General features: G+C 48.7%; 21 protein-coding genes. 4 read left to right on the plus strand and 17 right to left on the minus strand.

Annotated features, from left to right (window positions below; genetic code table 11):
- Window positions 1-79: 79 nt before the first annotated feature.
- The 3 genes from abc-f to gpr all read right to left on the minus strand — a co-directional run bounded on the left by abc-f (window position 80) and on the right by gpr (window position 4,350).
- Window positions 80-1,591 (minus strand): ribosomal protection-like ABC-F family protein, encoded by a 1,512-nt coding sequence (gene abc-f / locus NSB25_RS05950; RefSeq protein WP_172454982.1) that lies wholly within the window; start codon window positions 1,589-1,591, stop codon window positions 80-82.
- A 396-nt stretch (window positions 1,592-1,987) separates the two neighbouring features.
- Window positions 1,988-3,295, minus strand: coding sequence for a stage II sporulation protein P (locus NSB25_RS05955; protein WP_242982330.1), 1,308 nt, complete (start codon window positions 3,293-3,295; stop codon window positions 1,988-1,990).
- 119 nt (window positions 3,296-3,414) lie between these two features.
- Complete coding sequence (gene gpr / locus NSB25_RS05960; protein ID WP_103238666.1) at window positions 3,415-4,350, minus strand: GPR endopeptidase; 936 nt, start codon at window positions 4,348-4,350, stop codon at window positions 3,415-3,417.
- A gap of 235 nt (window positions 4,351-4,585) precedes the next feature.
- Between gpr and rpsT the strand changes: the two genes are divergently transcribed.
- Window positions 4,586-4,849, plus strand: a complete 264-nt coding sequence (gene rpsT, locus NSB25_RS05965) for a 30S ribosomal protein S20 (protein WP_103238665.1) — start codon at window positions 4,586-4,588, stop codon at window positions 4,847-4,849.
- A 63-nt stretch (window positions 4,850-4,912) separates the two neighbouring features.
- Here the strand turns inward: rpsT and NSB25_RS05970 are convergent, their stop codons facing one another.
- From NSB25_RS05970 to NSB25_RS06010, 9 genes are all read right to left on the minus strand, one after another.
- On the minus strand, window positions 4,913-5,824 hold the full coding sequence (locus NSB25_RS05970) for a TPM domain-containing protein (protein WP_172454981.1): 912 nt from the start codon (window positions 5,822-5,824) through the stop codon (window positions 4,913-4,915).
- Between the two features lie 144 nt (window positions 5,825-5,968).
- Window positions 5,969-6,958 carry a TFIIB-type zinc ribbon-containing protein gene (locus tag NSB25_RS05975; RefSeq protein WP_103238663.1) on the minus strand — a complete coding sequence of 330 codons (990 nt, stop codon included), beginning with the start codon at window positions 6,956-6,958 and terminating at the stop codon, window positions 5,969-5,971.
- A 23-nt stretch (window positions 6,959-6,981) separates the two neighbouring features.
- Window positions 6,982-7,518, minus strand: a complete 537-nt coding sequence (locus tag NSB25_RS05980) for a hypothetical protein (RefSeq protein ID WP_103238662.1) — start codon at window positions 7,516-7,518, stop codon at window positions 6,982-6,984.
- 110 nt (window positions 7,519-7,628) lie between these two features.
- On the minus strand, window positions 7,629-8,693 hold the full coding sequence (mnmA, locus tag NSB25_RS05985) for a tRNA 2-thiouridine(34) synthase MnmA (protein ID WP_103238718.1): 1,065 nt from the start codon (window positions 8,691-8,693) through the stop codon (window positions 7,629-7,631).
- Between the two features lie 98 nt (window positions 8,694-8,791).
- Complete coding sequence (locus NSB25_RS05990; RefSeq protein ID WP_103238661.1) at window positions 8,792-9,247, minus strand: serine O-acetyltransferase; 456 nt, start codon at window positions 9,245-9,247, stop codon at window positions 8,792-8,794.
- Between the two features lie 91 nt (window positions 9,248-9,338).
- A complete protein-coding gene (locus tag NSB25_RS05995; protein WP_172454980.1) occupies window positions 9,339-10,736 on the minus strand; it encodes a serpin family protein in 1,398 nt (465 codons plus the stop codon).
- A gap of 164 nt (window positions 10,737-10,900) precedes the next feature.
- A complete protein-coding gene (tyrS, locus tag NSB25_RS06000; protein WP_103238659.1) occupies window positions 10,901-12,142 on the minus strand; it encodes a tyrosine--tRNA ligase in 1,242 nt (413 codons plus the stop codon).
- Window positions 12,143-12,180: 38 nt separating this feature from the next.
- Window positions 12,181-13,383 carry a VWA containing CoxE family protein gene (locus NSB25_RS06005; protein WP_103238658.1) on the minus strand — a complete coding sequence of 401 codons (1,203 nt, stop codon included), beginning with the start codon at window positions 13,381-13,383 and terminating at the stop codon, window positions 12,181-12,183.
- 15 nt (window positions 13,384-13,398) lie between these two features.
- The gene (locus NSB25_RS06010; protein WP_103238657.1) at window positions 13,399-14,217 is read right to left on the minus strand and encodes an AAA family ATPase; all 819 of its coding nucleotides are present in this window, start codon (window positions 14,215-14,217) and stop codon (window positions 13,399-13,401) included.
- Window positions 14,218-14,436: 219 nt separating this feature from the next.
- Between NSB25_RS06010 and NSB25_RS06015 the strand changes: the two genes are divergently transcribed.
- Complete coding sequence (locus tag NSB25_RS06015; protein ID WP_103238656.1) at window positions 14,437-15,294, plus strand: methylenetetrahydrofolate reductase; 858 nt, start codon at window positions 14,437-14,439, stop codon at window positions 15,292-15,294.
- Window positions 15,278-16,393, plus strand: a complete 1,116-nt coding sequence (locus NSB25_RS06020) for an acyltransferase family protein (protein WP_103238655.1) — start codon at window positions 15,278-15,280, stop codon at window positions 16,391-16,393. The genes NSB25_RS06015 and NSB25_RS06020 overlap by 17 nt, the downstream gene beginning before the upstream one ends.
- Before the next feature lie 67 nt (window positions 16,394-16,460).
- Here the strand turns inward: NSB25_RS06020 and NSB25_RS06025 are convergent, their stop codons facing one another.
- From NSB25_RS06025 to NSB25_RS06040, 4 genes are read right to left on the minus strand one after another with little or no spacing between them, the layout of a single operon-like run.
- A complete protein-coding gene (locus NSB25_RS06025; protein ID WP_103238717.1) occupies window positions 16,461-17,480 on the minus strand; it encodes an NAD(P)H-dependent glycerol-3-phosphate dehydrogenase in 1,020 nt (339 codons plus the stop codon).
- Between the two features lie 13 nt (window positions 17,481-17,493).
- Entirely contained in the window at window positions 17,494-18,165 is a 672-nt protein-coding gene (gene plsY / locus NSB25_RS06030; RefSeq protein WP_103238654.1) for a glycerol-3-phosphate 1-O-acyltransferase PlsY, read from the minus strand.
- 8 nt (window positions 18,166-18,173) lie between these two features.
- Window positions 18,174-19,511, minus strand: a complete 1,338-nt coding sequence (der, locus tag NSB25_RS06035; protein ID WP_103238653.1) for a ribosome biogenesis GTPase Der — start codon at window positions 19,509-19,511, stop codon at window positions 18,174-18,176.
- Between the two features lie 41 nt (window positions 19,512-19,552).
- A complete protein-coding gene (locus NSB25_RS06040) occupies window positions 19,553-20,902 on the minus strand; it encodes a DUF512 domain-containing protein (protein ID WP_103238652.1) in 1,350 nt (449 codons plus the stop codon).
- A 126-nt stretch (window positions 20,903-21,028) separates the two neighbouring features.
- Between NSB25_RS06040 and NSB25_RS06045 the strand changes: the two genes are divergently transcribed.
- On the plus strand, window positions 21,029-22,222 hold the full coding sequence (locus tag NSB25_RS06045) for a ribose-phosphate pyrophosphokinase (RefSeq protein WP_103238651.1): 1,194 nt from the start codon (window positions 21,029-21,031) through the stop codon (window positions 22,220-22,222).
- Window positions 22,223-22,257: 35 nt separating this feature from the next.
- Here the strand turns inward: NSB25_RS06045 and NSB25_RS06050 are convergent, their stop codons facing one another.
- The gene (locus NSB25_RS06050; protein WP_103238650.1) at window positions 22,258-24,975 is read right to left on the minus strand and encodes a sensor histidine kinase; all 2,718 of its coding nucleotides are present in this window, start codon (window positions 24,973-24,975) and stop codon (window positions 22,258-22,260) included.
- Between the last annotated feature and the right edge of the window lie 4 nt (window positions 24,976-24,979).

Consider the following 24,979-nt stretch of genomic DNA (forward strand, 5'->3'; position numbering starts at 1 on the left):
TGTGCGAAAATGTCCAGAGCATCGCAGCTGTATTCCTGATATATTCCGCCCGCTCCAGTCTGTTTCATCCGTTGGGCAGTCAAAGCCCCCCGGCGAAAAATTCTTCCGGCGTCCCGGGATAGCTTATAATCTGCCCGTCCTTTACCTCCAGAATCTCCGTGGCACACGCCCGGATAAACGCCTCGTCGTGAGATACAAAAACAAGCACGCCTTCATATTCCGAAAACATTTCCTCCAGTGCCTCCACCGAGGGGATGTCCAGATAATTGGTAGGCTCATCCAGAATCAGAACATTCGCCCTGCCCACGAACAGCCTGGCGAATGCCAGCTTGATCCGCTCCCCACCGGACAGGACACCGGCCTTTTTGCAGGTATCCTCCGCGGACAGCAGAAGTCTGGCCAGAACCGTCCTGGCAATCGCTTCCCTCTGTACGCTCACATCCATCACATTCTGAAGAACAGTCTTCTCATAATCAAGAGAGGCCATATTCTGGTCAAGGAGTCCTATGGAAGCCTTCGGTACCACATAAATGGAACCCTTTTCCGCCTGATACTCCTGACGAATCAGATTCAGAAGTGTCGTCTTACCCGCGCCGTTTTCTCCCACTATGGCAACCCTGCTTCTGTTCCGAATCTGAAAAGAGGCATCCCGGAAAATCTCTCTGCCTTCCTCATAAGAAAAGCAAATGTCTTCTCCCCGGATTACCACCGCATTCTCAGGCGGGTCCGTCAGCCGGAAATCCGGGCGCATTTTCGGCAGTTCACGTGGTTTTTCCTTTACTTCCATGTGTTCCAGCCTCTCCAGCACATTTTTGGCGGAGGCCTCCATTTTACCGGCTTTTGTGTCCTTTGGATGATGTGACAGGAAATTCCGAAGCCCCGCTTCCCTGGGCGACATGCCTTTAGGCAGCTTTTCAATGGCTGCCGCCTTCTTCTTTTTCTGCTGATACACTTTTTCCAGTCTTCTCTTCTCACTGGTGTAATTCTCGTATTCCGTCCACTGCCGCAAAACGGCCTGCTCCTTCAGCTGTGTGTAGTCATCATAGTTCCCGTCATAGCTGGTAAGCCTGCCGTCCCGGACTTCCACAATCCTGGTACAGAGCACATTAAGAAGCGCCCTGTCATGGCTGACAATGATCATGGTATCCAGCTTTGGCAGTTTCTTCTTCAAAAGTGCAATTCCCTTCATATCCAGGTTGGCTGTGGGTTCATCCAGAAAGACCAGCATCTTCCCGCTGCTGAACATCCAGGCCAGCCGCATCCTGGTGTCCTCGCCGCCGCTGACAGTCTCCTGCCACACCTTATCCTGAATCTGCATGGTTTTCATTTCCTTCCCATTCAGCTCAAACGGGTCCACGCCCTCGGAAAACTGTCTGAAATAATGTGTGTCGCACATACATTTCACAGTTCCGGCGTCCGGCTCCAATTCCCCGGACAGCACCCTCAAAAGTGTCGTCTTGCCGGCACCGTTGGCTCCCACAAGCCCAATACGCTCCCCCTGGTATACCATAAGTCTGTCAAAGTCCAGAACTTTCTGTTCTCCAAAACTTACAACAATATTTTCCGCCTGCAGATATAATTTTTGCCGCATAAAAAATCCCTCCTTTTCTATAAGAGGGATTATCCTTAAACATTTCCATACATAGTGACAGAAGCCGCCCGTCAAAGCCGCCTGAAAAAGCAATCTGTCCTGTAAGCAAATCATTATCCGTGATAATCCCAACTCCCGGCATTCAAAAGAAAGAGGCTGCCCTCCTACTTTCACGTGTTCCTGCTAAGTGAAGAAATTATACGAAAATAATCATTCCTTACATCCTTTCCTGCTTTTTCAAAGTTTTCTTTATTATAAACGTTTTCTCCTGGGCTGTCAATTACGTTTTCAATCTCAGAGCATCTGAAATCCTCTTATACGTAACAGTTCAGACAGACACTGAACTGTTACTCTTATACCAGGCGGATATTTCGCCGGAAAATGCATACAAACGGTCTATTCCCCGGAAAGAACCATATCCAGAATATGCGCCAGGGGTTCACAGGCATTCATTGCCTCTTCCACCGTATTGTTCTGGGCGCCAAGCTCAATCAGCAGCGTTCTGGGCCGCAGATGCATATTGTAGCGATATCCCTTCAGGTATATTTTGCGGGTAAGGCCCGGATAATACTCCACTGCTTTCAACTGCATCTGGAAGGAAAATGCCAGATTGCTGTCCAGATTCTCATTATACAGGTAAGCTATATTTCCGGTTTTCTTCGTTCGAGACAGTCCATTGAAAAACATAAATCTGGCAGTAGGCCTGCCATCCAGATCCATAACCAGCCTGGTGGTCTCCGGCATTTCGTCTCTATGTAAATCAATTACCACCTGAATGGAGGGATATTCCTTCAGAATCTGTTCTATGTCAGTAAGCGCCACCGAATAAGAATCATCTCTGGAATCCACGTCATATTTTCCCAGATGATGAAGCACCTGATATCCGTATTCCTCAGTGAGGATCTCGGTCAGATGCTCCCCCACCCCCATAATGGAGGTTGAGGCATCCCCGGGGACAGAATCGGAAAAAGTCTCCTGAGAATGGGTGTGATAAATTAAAATCTGCGGACCGTCACTGTCTTTTGATATACGCATATCCGCCGCTGTCAGTTTTTCCACATTCAGCTGGTCACTGCCTGCCGTAGTATTGTTGTCTACCGTATAAAACTGCTGAATCAGTGTCTCATAATTGCTCAATGTTCCCAAATCCACCTGATTCTGAATAGTGTGCGGAACAAACGAAGAGGCATTCTGTTGTCTCATCTGGATTGCCGCCTCATTTTCCGCCTGCAGAAGGTCATTTAATGACTCTTCCTGTGAAGGCTCCGGCGTCCCGATATTCTCCGCCATTTCCTCTTCGTCCCACAGATAACTGCCCTCCTCGGCCTCTGCCAGCAAAATTGTGCGGATATCCGCCTGGCTGCTTTCCGGCTGTTCCAGCATGTTCCCTGTCATAAAACCATATAAGGGAAAAAGTGCATCCAATTGTTCCCGCACCCACCGCAGCGTTTCTCCGCCTGTTCCGGAAATCATTACGGCACTGGGCATAAACTGACTGTACAGCAGCGTCTCCGCCTCGTCAGCCAGCCCTTTCAGCATGGTATTGCCAAAGGTCCCCTGCTGTTCCACAGCTCCGGGACTGACTGCGCCGCAGCTTTTTGTCAGTGCCTGCAGTCCCAGAAACAGGAGTGCCAGCAAAAAAAGCTTTTTTATAAATTTATCTGCAAACGCTTTTTCTTTTACAACAATGCACTTCCTTCCCAATCACAGAATACCCTTTTAAATATATGCCCGTCTGAGCTGTTCCATGATTCCGGTTCCACTATGGATTCAAGTTCCATCATGAAATGGATGGCGGCATTCCTTTCCTGCCGGGAGTATGATTATTCCGGCAGAAATGCTTCTCCTACCGCAATGTTGATTCCTTCGGACACCGTGTAGCTGACCCTCTTAATCACAGCGTCAATGTCTTTTCCTGTCATATACATGTTATTCAGCTCTGCAAAATTCAGCTTTTGTTTCTCTCTGCACTTGATACCTGCAAGATCCTTTTCTTCTTCCAGCAGCTTTTCCAGGGCATCTCCCACTATTGTGGCAGCATCCACAACGGTAGGAATGCCAATGGCAATCACCGGCACACCAAGGCTCTCCCGGGTCAGCGCATTCCTGTGATTGCCCACCCCGGAACCGGGCTGAATCCCTGTATTGGTAATCTGAATAGTCCGGTTCAGTCTTCTGATACTCCGCGCAGCCAGTGCATCTATGACAATCAACGCATTCGGAGCGGTCTCCGTCACCACCCCTTTCACAATTTCTGCCGTCTCCATACCGGTCTTCGCCATAACCCCAGGCTCCAGGGCACTGACCAGGTTCATTTTTTCACAGTTATAGGCTGCTTTTCCGTATTCCTTTACAATATGTCGGGTGATAAAGAGATTGTCCACCACCTGGGGGCCCAGTGCATCTGCGGTTACTTCCCTGTTGCCCAGTCCTACCACCAGTATGGACTGTTCTATTTCCATATCCGGCAGCAGCTGCCGGATTTCTTCCGCAAGACGCTGCGAGATCTCTCTGTGATACCCATCGTCCGGTTCCACCATGGCAGGCGCTTCCATGGTCACATAAATTCCCATGGGTTTTCCCATGGCTTTGGCCGCGTTTTTGGTATCAATCATCACTTTTGTGACATGGATATCCTCTTCCTCGTGATAATACTCCTCCACTCTCACCCCCCGCAGTTCGCTGTCCGCTTCACTGATGCTCTCACGGGCCTCCAGGGCCAGGTCCGTCCTCATCTGATAACTTCCGTTGTTTTGCATGGCTTTATACTCCTTTATGTTTCTGGGGACTGTATAGGTTTCTGTCATTTTGTTGGGGGCCAACTTCGCGTTTACGCAACAACTTATTACTATTTTGTTCAATTTTTCTCGGAATATGTCTTGACAAACCTTCTATTATTTACTAAACTGTCTTTATGTGTTTACATTAGCTCTCCGTGTCTGGCTAAAGTGAAACGATACTCAACATATTTTTATACAATTGGAGGTGTAGGACTTGGCTAACATTAAATCCGCAAAAAAGAGAATCCTGGTAAGCCGTACCAAGACTGAGAGAAATAAGTCGATCAGATCTGGTGTTAAGACCGCTATCAAGAAAGTATATGCCGCAATCGCAACAGGTGATAAGACTGCCGCGAAGGCAGAACTGGCTGCTGCTACCAAGGTTATCGAAATGGCCGGAAGCAAGGGCGTTTATCATAAAAATAACGTAGCCCACAAAGTTTCCCGCATCAGCAAAGCTGTCAACGAAATGGCTTAAGTTAAGTATAATCAAAAATAAAAAACACTCATCACCGTCAGATGAGTGTTTTTTTATTTTTGCTTAATGTCTGCGGCTTCCGCCTCCATGGCTGGCTCCGCTGCTGCTGCGGTGATGTCCGCCTCCCCCCCGGCTTCCGGAACTTCCGCTGCCGGAGCTGCTGCTCTGTATCCTCCTGGTAACGACACTTTTTCTGATAAATGCATCCGCTTTGTCGTTCAGAACCGGTTTCCCTCCTGCCACATAGGCATTTACCGCCACTGTGTTTTCCGCTTTTTTCTGTGCAGATCCGCTGACTGCATAAATCAGTGCAATGATCACAGGCAGAATGATTACGGTCCACCAGGAAAAAGGAAGCTTCAGAGAAGTATCCATTAAATTGCAGACTTCTTTCACATAGGCGCGATATGCTTTACATGGATTTGTGTCATAATAGGCATCCACCGCATCCAGCACCTGGTTGATATCCCGATTGCTGAACGCTTTCTCCACACTGCCGCTGGTGGACAGATGCTCTCCGTTCTGCCCCGGGTACCAGTTATGCAGCAGCAGGACGCCATCTCCCTCAAATCCCCTGTTATAGCCAAATCGATTCTCATCCCAGAAATCATCCGCCAGGTCCTGCATATTCTGCTCCCAGTTCTTCGAGCGCAGGCCATACTGTTCCATAGCCTCGGCGCCTTCCACGGACTGATCAATCGTCACAAGCACGATATCAATCTGATATTCCTTCTCCATCTTTGCTATGTAGCTGCGCAGTTCTTCCTCTTCTCCATCGGTCAGTACATCCGCATAATCGTAGACTCTTTCCGCAGGCGCATCTGCATTGGTCCTGGGAACCTCGTTCCCCGACCGTTTTATCAATGCCATCACAATACAAAATATAATCAGTATGCCAATTCCCGCAAACCAAAAACGAAAATAGCGCAGATACTGTTTTCTTGCTTCTTTTCTGAAATCATTTTCCATATTCATAACCATTTCTTTCTGTCATCCGGAATTTCTCTTCCCGCAGCAAATCACTCAGCTTATTTGAAGGCTGTACTTTTCAAAGCAACTTTTCATGCTTCAGGCTGCTCTGCCTTACATGGAAAGGAGTCGAATTGTGTCTGAGAATTTTTACAGCAGCCCCAGCAGTATCTGCAGCAGCGCCAGCACTGCGGTAAGGCATCCCCACATGGTACCTACATACACCATAAACTTCGTCTTCGAAAAAGGTGCCGTTCCCACAATCTTCCCGGTCTGTCCGTTTACATAAAAAGGATACTCCTGTCCCTTATAATGATAAACATACTTCCACACAGGAAGAAGACCATAAACGGCCCTGGAATCCCGCACTGAGATATCCTGCCGGATTGTTTTCACAGTATTGTATCCCGCGTAACTTTCCCGCAGAAGCTTTCCGGCATCTTCCTTCATCAGTGTCCTTGCGCGGTCTTCCACCACATCAGAGGTCACATTATATTTTTCTCCGTAAAAGCCCGACATGAACTTCGGCTGGAAACCAGTCATCTGATTATATTGAAAGGGCGCAATCAAATCCATCACATCATCCGGCATCTGCTCGGAGGCATCCACGGGAATTCTCTCAAAATGAATATCCATCCTGCGGTTAACGGCATAAAAGCTGGTCTCCGTGTATTCGATATCTCCGCTGCGCCATGATCTGATTCGAGTCCCCTCCCCCTGAAACTGACAGTCCGTATCGTAATCATAAAACCAATATGGCACATAAATTCCCTGTATGCTGTTTAAACGCACCTCTGAAAGAAAATCAGTGGGCGCAAAAAGACATCTCCGGAATTTTTCACGGACAGAATTCTTGCAGGCCTCTTTTCCCATCTGAAAGGGAATCATCATAGCCGGCTCATACCGCCCCTCTACCCGCTCGTTGAAAATCAGATAACTGTCGCAATAGGGACACTGGGTAGCGGAAGTGTGCTCCTGTACAGACACCTCGCCACCGCAGTTAGGACAGAGCGTCAGACTTTCTGTCTGCGCCTCCGTCCGCTCTCCGCTCTCCTCACTCTCACAGAAAGGACAGTACATCCCATGTCTCTCCGGGCTGTATACCGCATTTCCTCCACAATTTTTACATCGAAAAAACATTTTATTTCCTTTCTTCCGCAGTCTTATCTCCCGCCTGTGTCACAGAGAACGATCACTTCCCGTGGCGTGGTCTGCGCCGGAATGCTTCTGGTTGAGCTCTCATAGATAACCACCAGGTTGTGGTTGGACGGGCTTCCCTGAAAATACTGATTGTTTGTCGTCCGCATATCCACACTTCCGTCCAGATTCAGCTGCAGAGTTCGATCCTCATTTACCATCGACAAGTCAAAATAGCCGACACTCACCATACGGCCATTTCTCTCCCTGGCCGCCACTACAGCACTATACTGAGGCGGATATATCAGCGGCGCCGGAGCGTCTGCCGCATACCAGAAAGTACACTGCATTCCCACAGACAGTGTTTCAAAATCCACCACATAAGTGGCAGGTGTCACCATAAAATTAACAGTATTTCCCTCCGTATCCTCCACACCTGCAAACAGAATACAGCCATCCGTCCGGCGGCCGCCCACCCCCGCCGGAAGCAGTTCCACAATAGTACCGGTAATGGAAAGAAATCGTTTTCTTCCAGGCATCCTGTTTCCCATAATAAAATCCATAGCTTCTCCCTGAAACAATGGAATTCATGCTGCACAGAAACTCCATTGTCATAAATAATATAATCTGTCTGCCTATCATATGTATTTCTTCGCAGAATGTGCCTGTCTTCTTATCTTCCGGAACCGATGATAATCCCGCCGCCCAGTACATATTCGCCGTCATAAAAACAGACTGACTGTCCGGGTGTGGCTGCTCGAACCGGCTTTTCGAATATGACACGTACTTTTCCGGCCGCCGCCTTCTCAATCCGGCAGTATTCTCCCTTATGATTATAGCGAATCTTTGCAAACACTCTCAAAGGTTCCTTCAAATCCTCTATGGCCATAAAGCAGAGATTATCACAGAACACTTCTTTGGTAAAAGTATCTTCATTCCTTCCAAGCACCACTTCATTTGTATCCTGTCGGATATCAGTCACATAAATTCTCTTTCCCGCCGCCAGCTCCAGTCCCCTTCGCTGTCCGATGGTATAATGAGTAATTCCCTTATGGCGGCCCAGTACATTTCCGCTGCTGTCCACAAAATTGCCGGCTCCCGGAACCCGTTTCCCTGCCTGCCTGTCAATAAACGATGCATAATCCTGATCCGGTATGAAACAGATTTCCTGGCTGTCAGGCTTATGCGCCACCGGCAGTTCCGCTTCCTGTGCAATGGCACGAATCCGACTTTTTTCATATTCTCCCACCGGCATCAGCGTGTGTGCCAGCTGCTCCTGGGTAAGCCGGTAAAGCGCATAGGTCTGATCCTTTTCTCCTGTTACAGAGCGGCGTATCGCATACCTTCCACTGGCCAGCCTCTCGACTCTGGCATAATGTCCCGTGGCTATGTAGTCTGCTCCCAGCGCCAGGCTTCGTTTCAGCAAAGCCTCCCATTTCACATGGCGGTTACAGGCAATACAGGGATTCGGTGTTCTTCCCCGCAGATATTCTTCCACCAGATAATCCACCACATGACATTTGAATTCTTCTTCGAAGTCCATGACATAGTGTGGAATTCCAATAGCCTCTGCCACACGGGCTGCGTCCTCTGCCACATCTTCTCTTTTCTCCTGCCAGAGACGCATGGTAACCCCTGTCACCTGATAGCCCTGCTTCTTCAATAACCAGGCTGCCACAGAAGAATCCACTCCTCCGGACATGCCCACCACTACTTTTTTCCCGTCTGTATATCCCATTGCCGCTTTCATGCCTTTCCGTCCCAATCAGTTCCTCACGAAGAAGTCCCGATGATTATTCAGTATAAAACATCTCCCGGAAAATGACAAGAAATTTGTTACTCCAGTATCCTCACAGGCTGTGAAACCACGGTACAATTGTCAGGCACATCCATACTGACCACTGCCCCGGCCCCTATTTTCACCTGATTGCCGATTCGGATATCCCCCACAATGACGGCTCCGGCTCCAATCAGGCAGTTGTCTCCGATTTTCGGGGCCTTTCTGTTTACTTCACCAATGGTAACATTCTGGTAAATCCGGCAATTTTCTCCTATTTCCGCATAGCGGGAAATAAATATCCCCTGCAGTCCATGTGGAAGCTCCGGAATCCCTTTCATCACCGTGTCCGGCCCAATGTAACCACCGTGCCGATAGGCACACCGGCTCAGCATGAACGTCAGGATATCGTGGCATATTCCTTTATCTATCTTCTTCTGCCATCTGTACAGTCGCCAGAAATGATTCAGATTAATTCCCCTTGAGTAATCTATTATTTTCCTTCTGATGCTCATGTTATTCTCCTAATTCAATGTCGCTGCAAAACTGACTTTTTTACTTCCGACGCCCATTATATCATTATTCCACAGAATTCACAATCTTTCGTCAGGCAGTTCCAAAAAATATGCTTACATGAGAACTGGGCTTACCAAACAGGAAAAGACCACCGATGGACGCCATATCCTCCACTATCCCGATAAATACGGGAATCATCGTCTCACAGTCTACAATTACATAGAGAAACGGCCTGTCCAGATAAACTGTTTTGCTCCTCTCTTCCAGTGCTGCACATCCGTCCTTTATCTCCACTGCAGTAGCAGCACCCGCTTTGGTTCCTCTGTCATCTACTGCAATGAAGGTCTTGTGCAATACTCTGTCGATAAAAATATTGCCCTGAGTGGAATGGCCTATTCCTGAAAAGTCAGCTCTGCCCTCGTCAAAGGCATCTGTCATTCCCATTTTCTCAAAAATCTCACTCATTTCAATTTCATATGTACTCTCATATTTTGGCAGTGCCGTCTGTACCACTGTCTCTACAGGGTTTGTCAGCATTCTGCGCAGTTCCTCTCCGGTGAGAGAAGCCGCATACTCTGCCACTGTCATTTCTTCTTCCGGCAAAATTGCGGCATAAGCATACTTTCCATCCGCATAATATTTCAGGAAGCCGGTTCCGTGTTCGCCTTCCAGGTACTGTGTTTCTTCGGAATACATCATTTTTACATCCTGTACTTTCCCGTCTTCCCGGGTAAATCTTCCATCCCGTACCTGATAGTCATGGTAGATTTCCTGCCACTCTGCGTCAAAGGCAAGCGCATTTACCAGATACATGACGGCAGCCGGAGATATTTCATCCAGAATCTTTTCGATCATTCCAGAGGTATTTTCTTTCACCCATTCATTGATTTCTTTCAGTGTGGACTGGTCGAAAGATGCCCGATACACATCTGCCCCAAAGAGATTCTCATTGGTCTCCAGAAACTTCTGCTCCACAGTAAAACGTTCATCCTCTGTAAGCCAGATGGCATTTGCCATATTCAGATGATATCTGTCGTTATCGGAAAGGCTCTTCTGATACTCCGAAAGATAAGCGGAAAGTGCCGGCACAGACATTCCGAACACCTCCTCCATCTGCCGCAGAGTCTCCCCGCCTGCGCCGCCGGCAGTCATAATCAATGCCGACAGTATCGACGATGGTGAAATCAGAAGATTCCTTTCGCCCACAGACATTTCATATACCGATTGCGGCATGGAAGCCTGAGAAGGAAGAGAATTCGCGGATTCTTCCAGGCAGAACTGCAATAAACGGACGCCAAAGTCAGTAATCGCTTCGGCGCCTTCTTCATCGCCGAATTCTATATTGCTCTCAGACGCTTCCCCCACTTTGACCACAGCGTCTTCTGCCCGGTCCGAATTCCGCGTCCGCCTTCCACAACCGGTGACAGAAAAAAGGATGGCTGTGGTCATTGTCAGACACACAGCCATTTTTACCAGTCTTTTCTTCATCACATACCTCCATTTCTTCCTGTAAAAAATCCACAAAATACGCTCTCTACTTTGCTGTAGGAATCTCTTACCTGTATGGACGAAAAAAATCATATAATGTTCACTATAAATATAATTTTTTATTTATGCAGACTGGAATAATCATAATTCAGAAACAGCTCTTTTCACCCTGCTTTCCCCATCTTCACTCTCTTATAATTCTTCTTTCCCCGTCTCACCACAATGCCTTCCCCCTCAAATTTTTCAGGGCTGTAGGCAGCTTTAATATCAGCAACTTTCTCTCCTTCCACGGTGACGCCGCCCTGTTCCACTGCGCGTCTCGCCTCGGAGCGGGAAGCGGTCAGTCCTGCTTTCACCAGGATTCCCAGAATGTCAATGGTGCCGTTTTGGAAATCGCTCTCTTCCAACTCACAGGTGGGCATCTCAAAGTCTGCGCCGGCCACGGCGCCGCCGAACAGTCTGCGTGCACTTTCCCGGGCTGTCTGCGCTTCTTCCTCGCCGTGCACCAGCTTCGTCAGCTCAAAAGCCAGAATCTCCTTTGCCTGATTCAGCTGGCTGCCCTCCCACTTATCCATCTCGTCTATCTGCTCTATGGGCAGGAAAGTCAGCATACGCATGCATTTCAGCACATCCGCATCCGCCACATTTCTCCAGTACTGATAGAATTCAAAAGGCGAAGTCTTGTTGGGATCAAGCCACACAGCTCCCTTCTGGGTCTTGCCCATCTTCTTTCCCTCGGAATTTAAAAGCAGTGTGATGGTCATGGCATAAGCGTCCTTGCCCAGCCTGCGGCGGATCAGCTCCGTTCCGCCCAGCATATTGCTCCACTGGTCATCCCCTCCGAACTGCATATTACAGCCATAATTCTCATACAGCTTCAGAAAATCATAGCTCTGCATGATCATATAATTGAACTCCAGAAAGCTCAGTCCCTTCTCCATGCGCTGTTTGTAGCACTCTGCAGTCAACATCCTGTTCACAGAGAAATGCACCCCGATATCCCGGATAAATTCGATATAATTCAAATCCAACAGCCAGTCGGCATTGTTCACCATCAGAGCCTTGTCCTCACCGAATTCAATAAAACGGCTCATCTGCTTTTTAAAGCATTCGCAGTTATGCTGAATGGTCTCCTTTGTCATCATGGTCCGCAGATCACTTCTTCCCGAAGGGTCTCCGATCATGCCTGTGCCGCCGCCAATCAGAGCAATGGGCTTGTTGCCCGCCATCTGCAGGCGTTTCATCAGGCACAATGCCATGAAATGTCCCACATGCAGACTGTCCGCCGTCGGGTCAAAGCCAATATAGAAAGTGGCTTTCCCGGCGTTGATCAACTCTTTGATTTCTTCTTCGTCTGTAAGCTGCGCCAGCAGCCCTCTTGCTTTCAATTCTTCGAATACTGTCATTTTGATTCTCCATACCTTTCTTTTCTCTCAAAAACGTGCTACCTGTTGGCCATCAGCTTCACCATGGCCCGGTTCAGCCCATCCACCGTCAGCTTATACATGGGAAAAAGTTCCTTCACCGCCGTCTCCGCCTCCCGCCAGGGTGCCCGGCCAGGCGCCATCTTCGGATTCAGCCACACCACCTTTTTATATTTCTTTTTGACCAGCTGAAGCCATTCATAACCGGAGAGTCCGCCGTTTGGTCCACGGTAATTGCCCGTGTCAGAGTAAAGTTCTTCCGGTGCCATGGCCGCGTCACCCACAATGATTACCTTATAATCGCTGCCCACATTGCGGAACATCCATTCCGTGTCAATCCAGTCTCCATTTTCACATTCCGGTGTCTTGTACAGTTTGCTGTAGATACAGTTATGAAAATAATACGTTTTCACATCCTTATAATGATTGGACTTGTGTACCGCCTGAAACAAGTCGTTCAGCAGATTGCTGAAAGGAATCATAGTACCTCCGGAATCCATCAGCAGAAGCAGTTTTACCGCATTTTTCCGGGGCTTCTGCATGACAATCTGCAGGCAGCCGCCGTTGCTGCAGGTCTTGTTCACTGTCCCGTCAATGTCCAGCTCCGTCTCCGGAATGTCCAGTCTGCTGGAAAACTGCCGCAGCTTCCGGAATGCCATCTGGAACTGTCTGTTGTCCAATACCCGGTCATCTCTGAAATCCCTGTATTTCCGGGCGCCCACTACCGCAAAGGCAGACTGATAACCAGTCTTGCCTCCCACGCGCACACCGCCTACATTTCCGCCCATATTGCCGAAGGAAGTTTTTCCCATCGTGCCAATCCAGAAGCTTCCGCCGTTGTGCTCGCTGTCCTGGTCCTTCAGGCGCTGTCGGAACTTCTCTTCCACATCCTGCCTGTCCACCTGAATCTCCTCCATCTGATTCAGATGCTTTCTGGCCTCCTCGTGAGCCATTTCCACCATATCTGACTTGTCCAGCCAGCGGAGCATTTCCCTGCCCACCTCTGTCTCTCTCGAAGCCGCCTTAAAGCATTCATCGAAAGCCATGTCAAACTTGTCGAAATCCGTCTCGCTCTTGACCAGAATCATGCGGGCCGTGTAATAAAACTGTGTCAGAGAATTGCCGCAAAGCCCCCCATCCAGCGCTTCCTGAAAGGTCAGCCACTCTCCCAGGGTCACGCGAAGGCCTTTTTCCCTCAGAGTCTCAAAAAATTTAATGAACATATTCCGTCGCCTTTCTTACAGACCCGGTTCACTCCGCACCAGCTGTAAATCCTCATCCTTTTTCACCACGACACCCACAAAAGGCAGAGCTCTGCGAATGGTATCCGCCGGAATTCCGCCGATCTGGAGCGCGTTAATCCAGTCAATGAGTTCGGAGGTGCTGGGCTTCTTGCGAATATCCCGGATAGCGCGAATATTATAGAACACTTCCATTGCATTTTTCAGCAGATTCTCTTCCACATCGGGATAATGCACCCGCACAATCTCTTCCATCAGCTCTCTGTCAGGAAAATCAATATAATGGAAAATGCAGCGGCGCAGAAAGGCATCCGGAAGCTCTTTCTCCGCATTGGAAGTTATGATTACAATGGGACGCTGCTTTGCTTTTACCGTTCTCTTCGTCTCGTTGATATAGAATTCCATCTGGTCCAGCTCCCACAGAAGGTCATTGGGGAATTCCAGATCCGCCTTGTCAATCTCGTCAATCAGAAGCACCACCTGTTCATCGCTGTCAAAGGCCTCGCCCAGTTTCCCCAGCTTGATATAGCGGGCTATGTCATTGACGCCTTCCTCTCCGAACTGCCCGTCATAAAGTCTCTGTATGGTATCATACACGTACAGTCCTTCCTGCGCTTTGGTGGTCGACTTGATATTCCAGACAATCAGCCGCTTTCCCAGTGCCTTTGCCACAGCCTCCGCCAGCATTGTCTTGCCTGTACCCGGCTCTCCCTTGATTAAAAGCGGCTTTTTAAGCGCAACCGCAATATTCACACTGGCCATCAGTTCCTGGCTGGCCACATATTCTCCCGTCCCCTGAAATCCCTGCTGTCCCATTTGCTCCACACACCTTTCCCTTGAAATTAAGTCCTTTTTATGTTACGATATTATCGCTGTAAAATCAAGACTAAACTAAGGAAATCTTAAGGCCGCAGATTGACCCGTACAACGGTTCATACAGGTCATGGACCCCGTTGTCTCACAGCGGTCAGTAACCGGTCATAAGGCCAAATTATAACAGAGAAACAGACGAGACATACGAAAGGTAAATTGATTATGCTGCAAGATATGTTTGAACAGAAACGAACTCTTTCTTTTGAAGTATTTCCTCCGAAAAAGGACGGAGAATTTGACGCCGCTTTCGACGTATTAAACGCACTTGGAAAGCTGGAACCGGACTTTATCAGCGTTACTTACGGCGCCGGCGGAAGTCGTTCCGGCAAGACCGTGGAACTTGCCTCCTACATTCAGAATACACTGGGAATCGATACCATAGCACATATGACCTGTGTGGGAAGTAAAAAAGAAGATCTGCTGGGTATAGCGGAAAAGCTAAAAGAAACCAATATAGATTATGTGCTGGCTCTGCGGGGCGACAGGCCCGGGGACATGACCGACGAACAGTATGCGAGCCGGGATTTTGCCCATGCCAGCGACATGATGCAGTTCCTGCAGGAGAATACACAGCTGCATCTGGCCGGCGCCTGCTATCCGGAAAAGCATTATGAAAGCTTCAGCATGGAATCCGATCTGAACAATCTGCTCAAAAAGCAGAAGGCCGGCGCCGAATTCTTTATCAGCCAGCTTTTCTTTGACAATGATTATTTTTATTCCTTCCTGGAAAAGGCTGATAAAAAAGGCATTACCATCCCCATCTGTGCAGGAGTCATGCCCATTGTCACAGCCAGACAGATCGGCACCACTGTCAAGCTGTCCGGTTCCAGTGTGCCGAAGGCCCTTTCCGATCTGTTTGCCACATACGGAGATAACCGGCAGGAAATGAGAAAAGCCGGAATTGATTACGCGATCCGTCAGATCCGTGATCTTCAGGAAAACGGTGTAAGCAATATCCATATCTATACCATGAATAAGCCTAAAATGGCCGGAGAAATTGTGAATGCAATTTACAGATAACAGGTCGGAAGAGACCGATTTGTGTGAAAAACCGCATCAAAGGAAAAAGCTGCCGGATGTGCTGAGAGGTTTTGCCGTGATACTGGTAGTTCTGGGACATTGTATCCAGGAAGGCAGCGGCGAAGCCTTCAGCAGCCGGTCCCTTTATTTTTACGATAAGCTGTATCAGTTTATCTATAGTTTTCATATGCCCCTTTTTATTGCCATCAGCGGATATCTCTGCCGGGAAAGCATGGATCGGGCGACAACCCGGTCCGGACAGATCGCTTTACTGAAGAAAAGGGCAGGCAGACTGCTTGCGCCGATTTTTTTATGGACAGGAGCAGACACCATTCGCTCCCTGGTGACGGCATCCGAGCCGCTGCCCTCCCATCCGGGAGAATTCCTGCTTACTTTTTTCCACAATGCCTTTCTCAACCTATGGTTTCTGTGGGCTGTCTTCTGGTGCTTTCTGATTGTTTATGTGATGCATTCCTTTTTTCAGGATTCGATTCTCATATATTCGGCAGGCTTTATTGTCATGTTCTTTCTGCCGGACGGTCTGGGCCTGGGGGCCTACAAATATATGCTGCCGTTTTTTGTGGCCGCCTTCTATTCCCATGACTGGCTGGACAGGCATCTGTATTCTGTGCTCACAGAACCTCGGCTCTGGAAAGTACTGTCCGCAGGCGCTTTTTTCGGAATTCTCTTTGTCTTCTTCGACGAGAATTCCATGATTTATCTGTCCGGATATAAAATTACAGGAAAAAACATTCTCCTTCAGCTTCAGATTGACTTCTACAGAACCCTCATCGGTTTTGCCGGCATCGCATTTTTCACGCTGCTCTGGCAGTACCTTCTGAAAAAGGCAGAAGGAAAGGTGGAATTCAGGCTTCTGACAGATCTGGGACAGAACAGCATGGGCATCTATATTCTGTCCGGCTATGTACTGCTGCTCTTCGTACGCAGGCTTCCCTTCACACCTTCCCATCTGCTGAATCTGGCGGAAGCAATGATTATCCTGCCTCTCACATGGCTTATCACCAAAGCTGCCGGAAAAGTGCCCATCCTGTGCCTGTTTGTGGGAAAAAGCCGCAAAAAAGGCGCCGCTTTCCAGTGACGCCCAAATCCCAAATACCCTGCAGCATATCTGTTGCCGGGCGGTATATTGACCGCCCGAAATGCATTTATCTGTTTTCTTCCGGCCAGGGCAGATCCGATACTTCCAGCTTCTTATCCCTGAGCATCAGCTCCTTCACTGCCTGCGCGGCGCTTCTTCCCTCAAATAATACTGCATTTACCTGCTCAATGATGGGCATCTGCACATTGTATTTCCGGGCGAGTTCCATAGCGGCCTTTGCAGAATAAACGCCCTCCACCACCATTCTGACTTCTTCCATGGCCTCTTCACAGGTTTTTCCCTGGCCGATTAAAATCCCTGCACGGCGGTTTCTGGAATGCATGCTTGCGCAGGTTACAATCAGATCTCCGATACCTGTCAGGCCGCAGAAGGTCTCAAACTTTCCCCCCATGGCAGTGCCCAGCCTGGCAATCTCCGTGATTCCCCTGGTGATCAGCGCGGCTTTGGTATTGTCTCCGTACCCCAGACCGTCGGCAATTCCCGCCGCAAGAGCCACGACGTTTTTCAGCGCCCCTCCCAACTCCATCCCCAGAATATCAGGAGTGATATATACCCGAAATACCTCGTTCATGAAAAGGCTGCGGATGTACTCCGCGGTCGCTTTGGTTCCGGCACCTACAACGATAGTTGTAGGTATCCCCCTTCCAACTTCCTCCGCATGGGAAGGTCCGGACATCACAGCCACATCCGCCTGCGGAATCTCCTGTTCGATAATCTCGGAGAGCGTCATCACGGTATGCTCCTCTATGCCTTTCGCCACATTCAGAATCTTCTGCCTCGGAGCTACCAGACTGCTCAGGCGATGAGCAGTCTCTCTGGTATAAGAACTCGCCACAGCCATCACCAGCAGGTCCTTCCCTTCCACAGCTTCCCTGTCATCTGTGGTAAACACGATCTCCTCCGGCAGCTTTACGCCCGGAAGCATCTTATGTTCCCGGAATTCCCGCAGCATCGCAATTTCCCTCTCCAACGCCGACCAGACTGTAATCTCATGTCCGTTCTTCCGTAACAGCACTGCCAGGGCAATCCCCCAGCTGCCTCCGCCGATGATACTTACTTGTGCCATATTCCCTCCCGCTTTACTTTTTCGTCTCTTCCACATCTACTTTATTCTTCTTAAACAGATAGGTTCTGCGCTCATTTCCGTGTATCAGACGCACAATATTCTGTCTGTGCTTCCAGTAGGCCATTCCTGCCAAAGCCACGGCCAGGGCATACATCTCATACAGCTGCGCCTGGGACATTGCGCCGAATACCCCCTTCTGACCGCAGATAATCATCTCGATTACAAAGCCCAGATACACCAGGAGAGAGCCCAGCGACACCAGATGAGTGGTGAGAAAAATTCCAAAAAACACCGTCACACCCATAACAATAAAATAGGGGTGAAAGGATAAAATCATTCCTGCTGTGGCAGCAATTCCTTTTCCTCCCTTAAAACCCATGTAAAAGGGATAATTATGCCCCAGAATGGCCCCGGCTCCGGCATACAGACACAACAGATATATCATTTCCGGATGACTGCCGACGAAAATCAGCCTTGTAAGCCATACTGCCGCCATACATTTCAGACAGTCCCCTGCAAACACAATCAATCCGGCCTTCGTTCCCAATACACGCAGGGTATTGGTGGTACCGGCATTCCCGCTTCCATGCTGTCTGATGTCAATTCCATGCGCTTTTCCGTAAAAGTAGGCACTTTGAAACAATCCGAATATATAACCGATCCCCAAACAGATTACCCTCTCCATTGTTTACTTTACTCCTTTTCATTTCGCTCTCTGATAATGAACCGCAGCGGAGTTCCCCTGAATCCGAAGGTCTCCCTTATCTGATTCTCAATATATCTTGTATAGGAAAAATGCATCAGCTCTTTGTCATTCACAAAAATCACAAAAGTGGGCGGTTTCACGGCCACCTGGGTGATATAGTAAAGTCTCAGCCTCTTGCCCTTGTCAGCCGGAGGCTGCTGCAGTGCCACCGCTTCCGTCATAATTTCGTTCAGCACACCGGTAGCCACCCGCATGGCATGGTTTTCACTGACCATGTCAATCAGATCGAACAGTTTGTTCAGCCGCTGTCCTGTCAGGGCGGAAATGAAAATAATCTCCGCATACGGCATATAGGACAGCACATTGCGGACCTTTTCCGTCACCTGGTAAATAGTCCTGTCATCTTTTTCCACGGCGTCCCATTTATTCACGGCTATGATTACCGCCTTGCCGCGCTCATGAGCAATCCCGGCAATTTTGGCGTCCTGTTCGCTGACCCCCTCCACGGCGTCGATGACCAGCACCACAATATCCGCACGCTCCACCGCGCCAACAGCCCGGACAATCATGTATTTTTCCAGCTCTTCCTTAATCTTGTTCTTCCTTCTGAGACCGGCTGTATCTATGAATACATATTCCTTTCCTTTGTAAGCTATCTCTGTGTCCACAGCATCTCTGGTCGTCCCCGCAATGTCCGACACAATCAGCCGTTCTTCTCCCAACAGCTTATTGATCAGCGAAGACTTCCCCACATTGGGCTTTCCCACAATGGCAACCCTGGGTCTCTCGTCCTCTTCTTCCTCTTCCCCACTCTCCTGGAAATGAGAAACCACATCCTCCAGCATATCTCCCAGTCCCAGCCTGTTCACTGCGGAGATGGGATGAGGATCTCCGATTCCCAGATTGTAGAATTCATAGACGTCTGTCATATATTTTTCAAAGCTGTCCACTTTGTTGACTACCAGCACCACAGGCTTACGGGAACGGCGGAGCATATCCGCCACCTTCGCATCCGAGTCCACAAGCCCCTGCTTTACGTCCACCAGAAAAAGGATTACGTCCGCGGTCTCTATGGCAATCTCAGCCTGCGCCCGCATCTGAGCCAAAATCACATCCCTGCTGTCCGGCTCGATTCCCCCGGTATCAATCAGTGTGAATACCTTGTCCAGCCATGTGACATCCGCATAAATTCTGTCCCTGGTAATTCCCGGAGTATCCTGGACGATGGATATCCTCTGCCCTGCCAATGCATTGAACAGCGTGGATTTCCCCACATTGGGTCTTCCCACTACTGCCACAATCGGCTTTCTCTTTCTTTTTGCCATAATTCACCTCTCACGCCGCAACTTCCGCCTGTCGAATCCCTTCAGGCGTCTCCACAGCTCAATGCACGAAGAATCGCTTCCACAAAATCATTTCCGCTTGATTTTACAATATTAACCGGCACTTGTAAAGCCTTTTCCACTTCTTCCAGGCGCATATCATCCAAAAATACATCTTCTCCGCTCCGCAGAATATTTTCCGGCAGAAGAAGACATCTGCCCAAAGGCATATCTTCCAGCTGCGCCACCAGATCCTGCCCGGTGAGAAGCCCGGAGACAGTAATGGATTCTCCGAAGAAATAATTGGTAATGGGATACACATGGACCCTGATTTCCGGGCAGGCTGCCTCCACCCGCTCCGCCATTTGCCGGATATACGGATACGCCAGCCGTCCCGTGGCCAGTGCAAGTTCACCGGAGACCAGAAGGTCCGGGAAGCGCCCGTCCGCTTCCCGCTCCCGCATACTCTGCTCAAATTCATTTACAAGCAGCCTCAGCATACCCACGCCGTTCTCCAGCTGCAGGTACCCGTCATAGCGTTCTTCCTCCGGCACCTCCATGTGAGCCAGGAGATACCATTCGTCGCTGGCATGAATAAAGTGAATTCCATGTTCTTCAAAGCATTGTCTCTGATAACGCTCTATCAGCTCAATGACGGTGACCGCGTCCTCTTTCGTGAAAGCCTCCAGAGGGTACAGTCCCTCACGGTACCTGGAAAGGCCTACCGGCACAACGGAGACGCTCTCCAACATGGGAATATACTTCATCAGTCTGGTTATGCTGTATTCCAGTTCCGCTCCGTCGTTTACACCCTTACAGAGAACAATCTGTCCGTTCATGGGAATTCCCGCCGCAAACAGGGTGTCCACTTTCTTTAAAGCCTCCCCCGCAAACCTGTTGTTCAGCATTGTACAGCGAAGCTCCGGATTCATGGTATGAAAGGATATATTAATCGGAGCCAGATGATATCTGCAGATTCTGTCGATATCATGGTCCGACATATTCGTCAGTGTCACATAATTCCCCTGTAAAAAGGAAAGCCGGGAGTCATCATCCTTAAAATACAATGTGTCCCGCATTCCCGGAGGCATCTGATCGATAAAGCAGAAAATGCATTTGTTCCGACAGTGTCTGTATTCATCCATGAGGCCATTCTCAAATTCGACTCCCAGATCTTCCCCGAATTCTTTCTCTACCTCTAAAAGCCATTGTTCTCCGTCCGGCTTTTCAATCAAAACCGTTATATCCGTATCCTGTATCAGAAACTGATAATCAAATACATCTTCTATCTCCGTATCATTGATGGATATCAGCCTGTCTCCCGTCTCTACCTCCATCTCGGCGGCAATGCTGCCGGGCAGAACCGTTCTGATGATATGTGCCTTCTGAGCCATTTTTTACCACACCTTTCTGTCTTGCAAGAAATCCCTTGACGTGTCACTGTCATAATGTTATAAAAGAAGAGTACCCTCTGACTATTACATAATATTACTTACTTCAAACAACAGATGGAGGTTGTCATGCCTAATTTACAAGAGCTGGAAAACGCCATGCCCGCTGCGCCGCTGAAGCTGATAGCGCTGCCTTCCGCTAAGGCAATGGGAAAGAGAATCAACGATTATCTGGTAGAATTCCGTAAAACCATACATAACGATAAAGTGAAAACAGACCCTGCCTTCCAGGGCTACAGCGAACTGAATTACCTGGTGGACGCCGACACGCTCCGCTTCGGAAGCGGAGAGGGAAAGGCTATGCTCCGGGAATCCATCCGCGGGAAGGATTTATTCATCCTGGTGGACGTCTGCAATCACAGCATCACCTATACCATGAACGGATACACCAATCACATGTCGCCTGATGATCATTATCAGGATCTGAAACGCATAATCGGCGCCTGCAACGGCAAAGCCCACAGGATTAATGTCATTATGCCGTTTCTGTACGAGAGCAGACAGCATAAACGCAGCGGCCGGGAATCCCTGGACTGTGCTTTTGCCCTGCGGGAGCTTCGGGATATGGGAATCAAGAATTTTATCACATTTGATGCTCATGACCCCCGGGTGCAGAATTCCATTCCTCTCAATGGCTTCGATAATTTTACCACACCTCACGAATTTATCAAAGTACTTTTGCATTCCGAAGACGACCTGATTGTGGACAAAGAACATCTCACTGTCATCAGTCCGGATGAAGGAGCGTTGGATCGGGCTATCTATTTTGCCAGCGTTCTGGGTGTGGACACAGGCATGTTCTACAAGCGCCGGGATTATTCCACCATCATTAACGGCAGGAATCCCATTGTGGCCCATGAATTCCTGGGTGACAACATTGACAGCAAAGATGTCATCATAATTGACGATATCATCTCCTCCGGGCAGAGCATCCTGGACACAGCCGAACAGCTGAAGAAAATGAATGCCAGACGTGTATTCCTCTGCGGTACTTTCGGTCTGTTTACCGACGGCCTGAAAGCCTTTGACGAAGCGTTTGAAAAAGGCTGTTTTGACAGATTAATTACCACCAATCTGACATATCTTCCCCCGGAACTCTATACAAGGCCCTATTTTGCAGAAGCCGATATGAGCAAGTTCATCGCTTCTCTCATTGATTTTATGAACCACGATGTCTCCATGAACAATATACTTGACACCACGGAAAAAATGCAGGGTATTTTACAGGCCTACAACAATCGCGTTGATTTCGAATTTCATTAGGCTCCCGGGCAGAAAGCCGGACCCTGAACAACAGCTCAGACAGGCGTCTGAGCTGTTGTATATTCCGGAAAGGTAATCTTTACCTTAAACAGATCTCCGTCCAGAAGAATCTCCAGATTTCCTCCCTGAACCTGTACCAGACTTTTGGCGATGGACAGCCCCAGGCCGCTGCCTTCCGTTGTTCTGGAAGAATCTCCCCGGATAAACCGCTCGGTCAACTCTTCCGGGCGAATGTTCATCTGCTGTCTTGAAATATTTTTCACGGATATCTCCACCTGTCCTTCTTCTTTCAGAAGATCAATATAGATTCTCGTTCCCTCCAGAGCGTACTTACAGATATTGTTAAACAGGTTTTCCACCACACGCCACATTCTGCGGCTGTCCGCATAAATATAAGCCGGCACGTCATCCTCTTCAAATACAATCTGCAGTCTGCACTCTTCCAGCTTTTCGGAAAATTCTCCTATCCCCTGATTCATCAGTTCCGTCAGATTCAGTTTTTCCCTTTCCAGTTCGATATTGCCGGAGGAAATTTTGGAGGCTTCCACCAGATCATCCGTGAGCTGTTTCAGCCGCTGGGCTTTATTATCCAGAATCTCTATATATCCCCTTGCAGGTTCCTCCTGGATTTTCAGCCGTTTCAGCAGGTCCACATAATTGATAATCGAGGTAAGCGGTGTCTTGATGTCATGAGATACATTTGTAATCAGGTCCGTCTTCATCTGCTCGTCCTTCATACTGGTTCTCACCGCTTTTCGAATCCCCTCACCGATATTGTTTACCGCATCCGCCAGTTCTCTGCTGGCGCCGTGAAGGCTTTCCGTATCCAGCTTAAAGTCCACTTCCCCGTCACGGATTCTGTTAATTCCCTCCACAATTTCCACCTGCTCCGCATTCCGCCGGAACATCAGTACACCCACAATTCCGTCCGCTGTCACCATGACAATCAGAATCAGAACCGTATACATTATCTGTTCCCTCAGACTGTAAGCCAGCACAATTCCGGCCAGATTGGAAAAAAGGAAAACATTATAGGGAAGCAGCATACTGATCACTGAATTTTTATGACGAAAGATAAATTTCACAGAATTTATCAGACTTCTGCAGACAAGACACAGGAAACTGTCCCTCCACAGATTTCCCGCCTTAATACGCCGCACCAGGCTGTACCAGAGCAGATTGGCTGAAATGCTGATATAAATCCCAAACAGCGCAAATGCCCCGTAACGGTATGCCCTGGTAAACTGTATTCCCAGGATCTCCACATCCGCTCCTGCGTTTGCCGCAATTTCCACAATTATCTGATAACCGCGGTACGCTCCATAACACATTGCCGCCCCCAGAAGAAGAACCGCTTCCGTCCAGAGCCTGTCAAATCTGTTCAGATACCAGGTGCGCTGTCCGTTCTCATCCGCAGCCGCTCCCGCTGTAACTGTGAGATAAATGCCGATTCCCAGCCACAGCAGTGCCAGGAAACCGATCAGAAAGATAATTCGGCTGATATTGGGCACGATTTTCTGATAAAGTGCATTTGCCGTGTAAAAAGCATCTCCTGCAATGGAGTAATTGGCATCCACCCCCACCCAGATATGTGTGGTATCCGGATAGGCATAATCATAGACACTGATATATCCGTCCAGCTCCTCCTCATTTATGATGGTATTTCCCATAAACACAAGGCTGTCCGGATAATAAATCAGATAACGTCTGTACTCGGAGAAAGCTTCCGTCACAAAGTCTTCTCCTTCTTCCTTCAGTTCCGACCGGTTTGTATATGTGACCATTCCATTGTCTGTCATCATACGCACCATATATTTAATATTGCTGCTGTCCTCTCCGTACGCGGCATTGCAGACCTGGTAGCGCTGATAACTTATCGTCAGACTGTCTATGGTGGCCACCACATTATTCTGCAGTCTGATATAATCTACCCAGTTGTTCACATAGTTTGTAAGCTGCTTTTCCTTATCCACAGTGTGATAGCGACAGTTCAGCATGGGAATATACACGCTCATGCTGCCGTCATCCTCTCTGGACAGTTTCACATCATTTAAGTCCGCCGCCACAATATACGAAAAAACAAGGTCCTCCAGCTGCTCACTCGTACACTCGTTCAGCTTCTCTTCCAACAAAGCCAGCTCTTCTTCACTTTTCCCGGACGGCTTTTTCTCTTCCGCATTTTCGCTCTCTTCTTCCCATCCGTTCTCCATCTCCTCCGCAGCTTCCTCCTCCATATCTTCCACCCGATGAAAGCCGTCAAAGACCAGCTGCCCGTGCTCGTCCAGGATAAAGTTTTCCGGATAAATGCAATTGCCGAAATAGGCGATAAATTCCGACATGCTCATAATCCGGTTGGTATATTCCACACCGTATTTTCCCCATTTTATGATATCGTCCAGCTCATACACCACAGAGACGGCACAGCCCTGATCCGCACCGATTTTGCCGGCATACTCCGTCACGTCAATTTTTTTCTGGGGATCAAAGACACCATCTGTCTCCAGCTGTCCCTTTATCACCACCAGCTGTGTGATATCGGATACCGCGTTTCGAAACAGATCGTGATAGATTTCAGATTCCTCGAATTCCTGCTCCGTATCCACAGGAAATATCCGGTATACCACTGTTCCGTTAATGGAATTCACCGCCATATAAGAATTCAGCAGAAGCCATGCCGCCGCTGTCAGAATACCGACAGCCAGCAAATGTTGAAGCAGATTCAGCCCCAGTCTCTTCAAAAAAGATTTCCTCATCTTC

The sequence above is a fragment of the Acetatifactor muris genome, from assembly GCF_024623325.1.
GTDB lineage: Bacteria > Bacillota > Clostridia > Lachnospirales > Lachnospiraceae > Acetatifactor > Acetatifactor muris.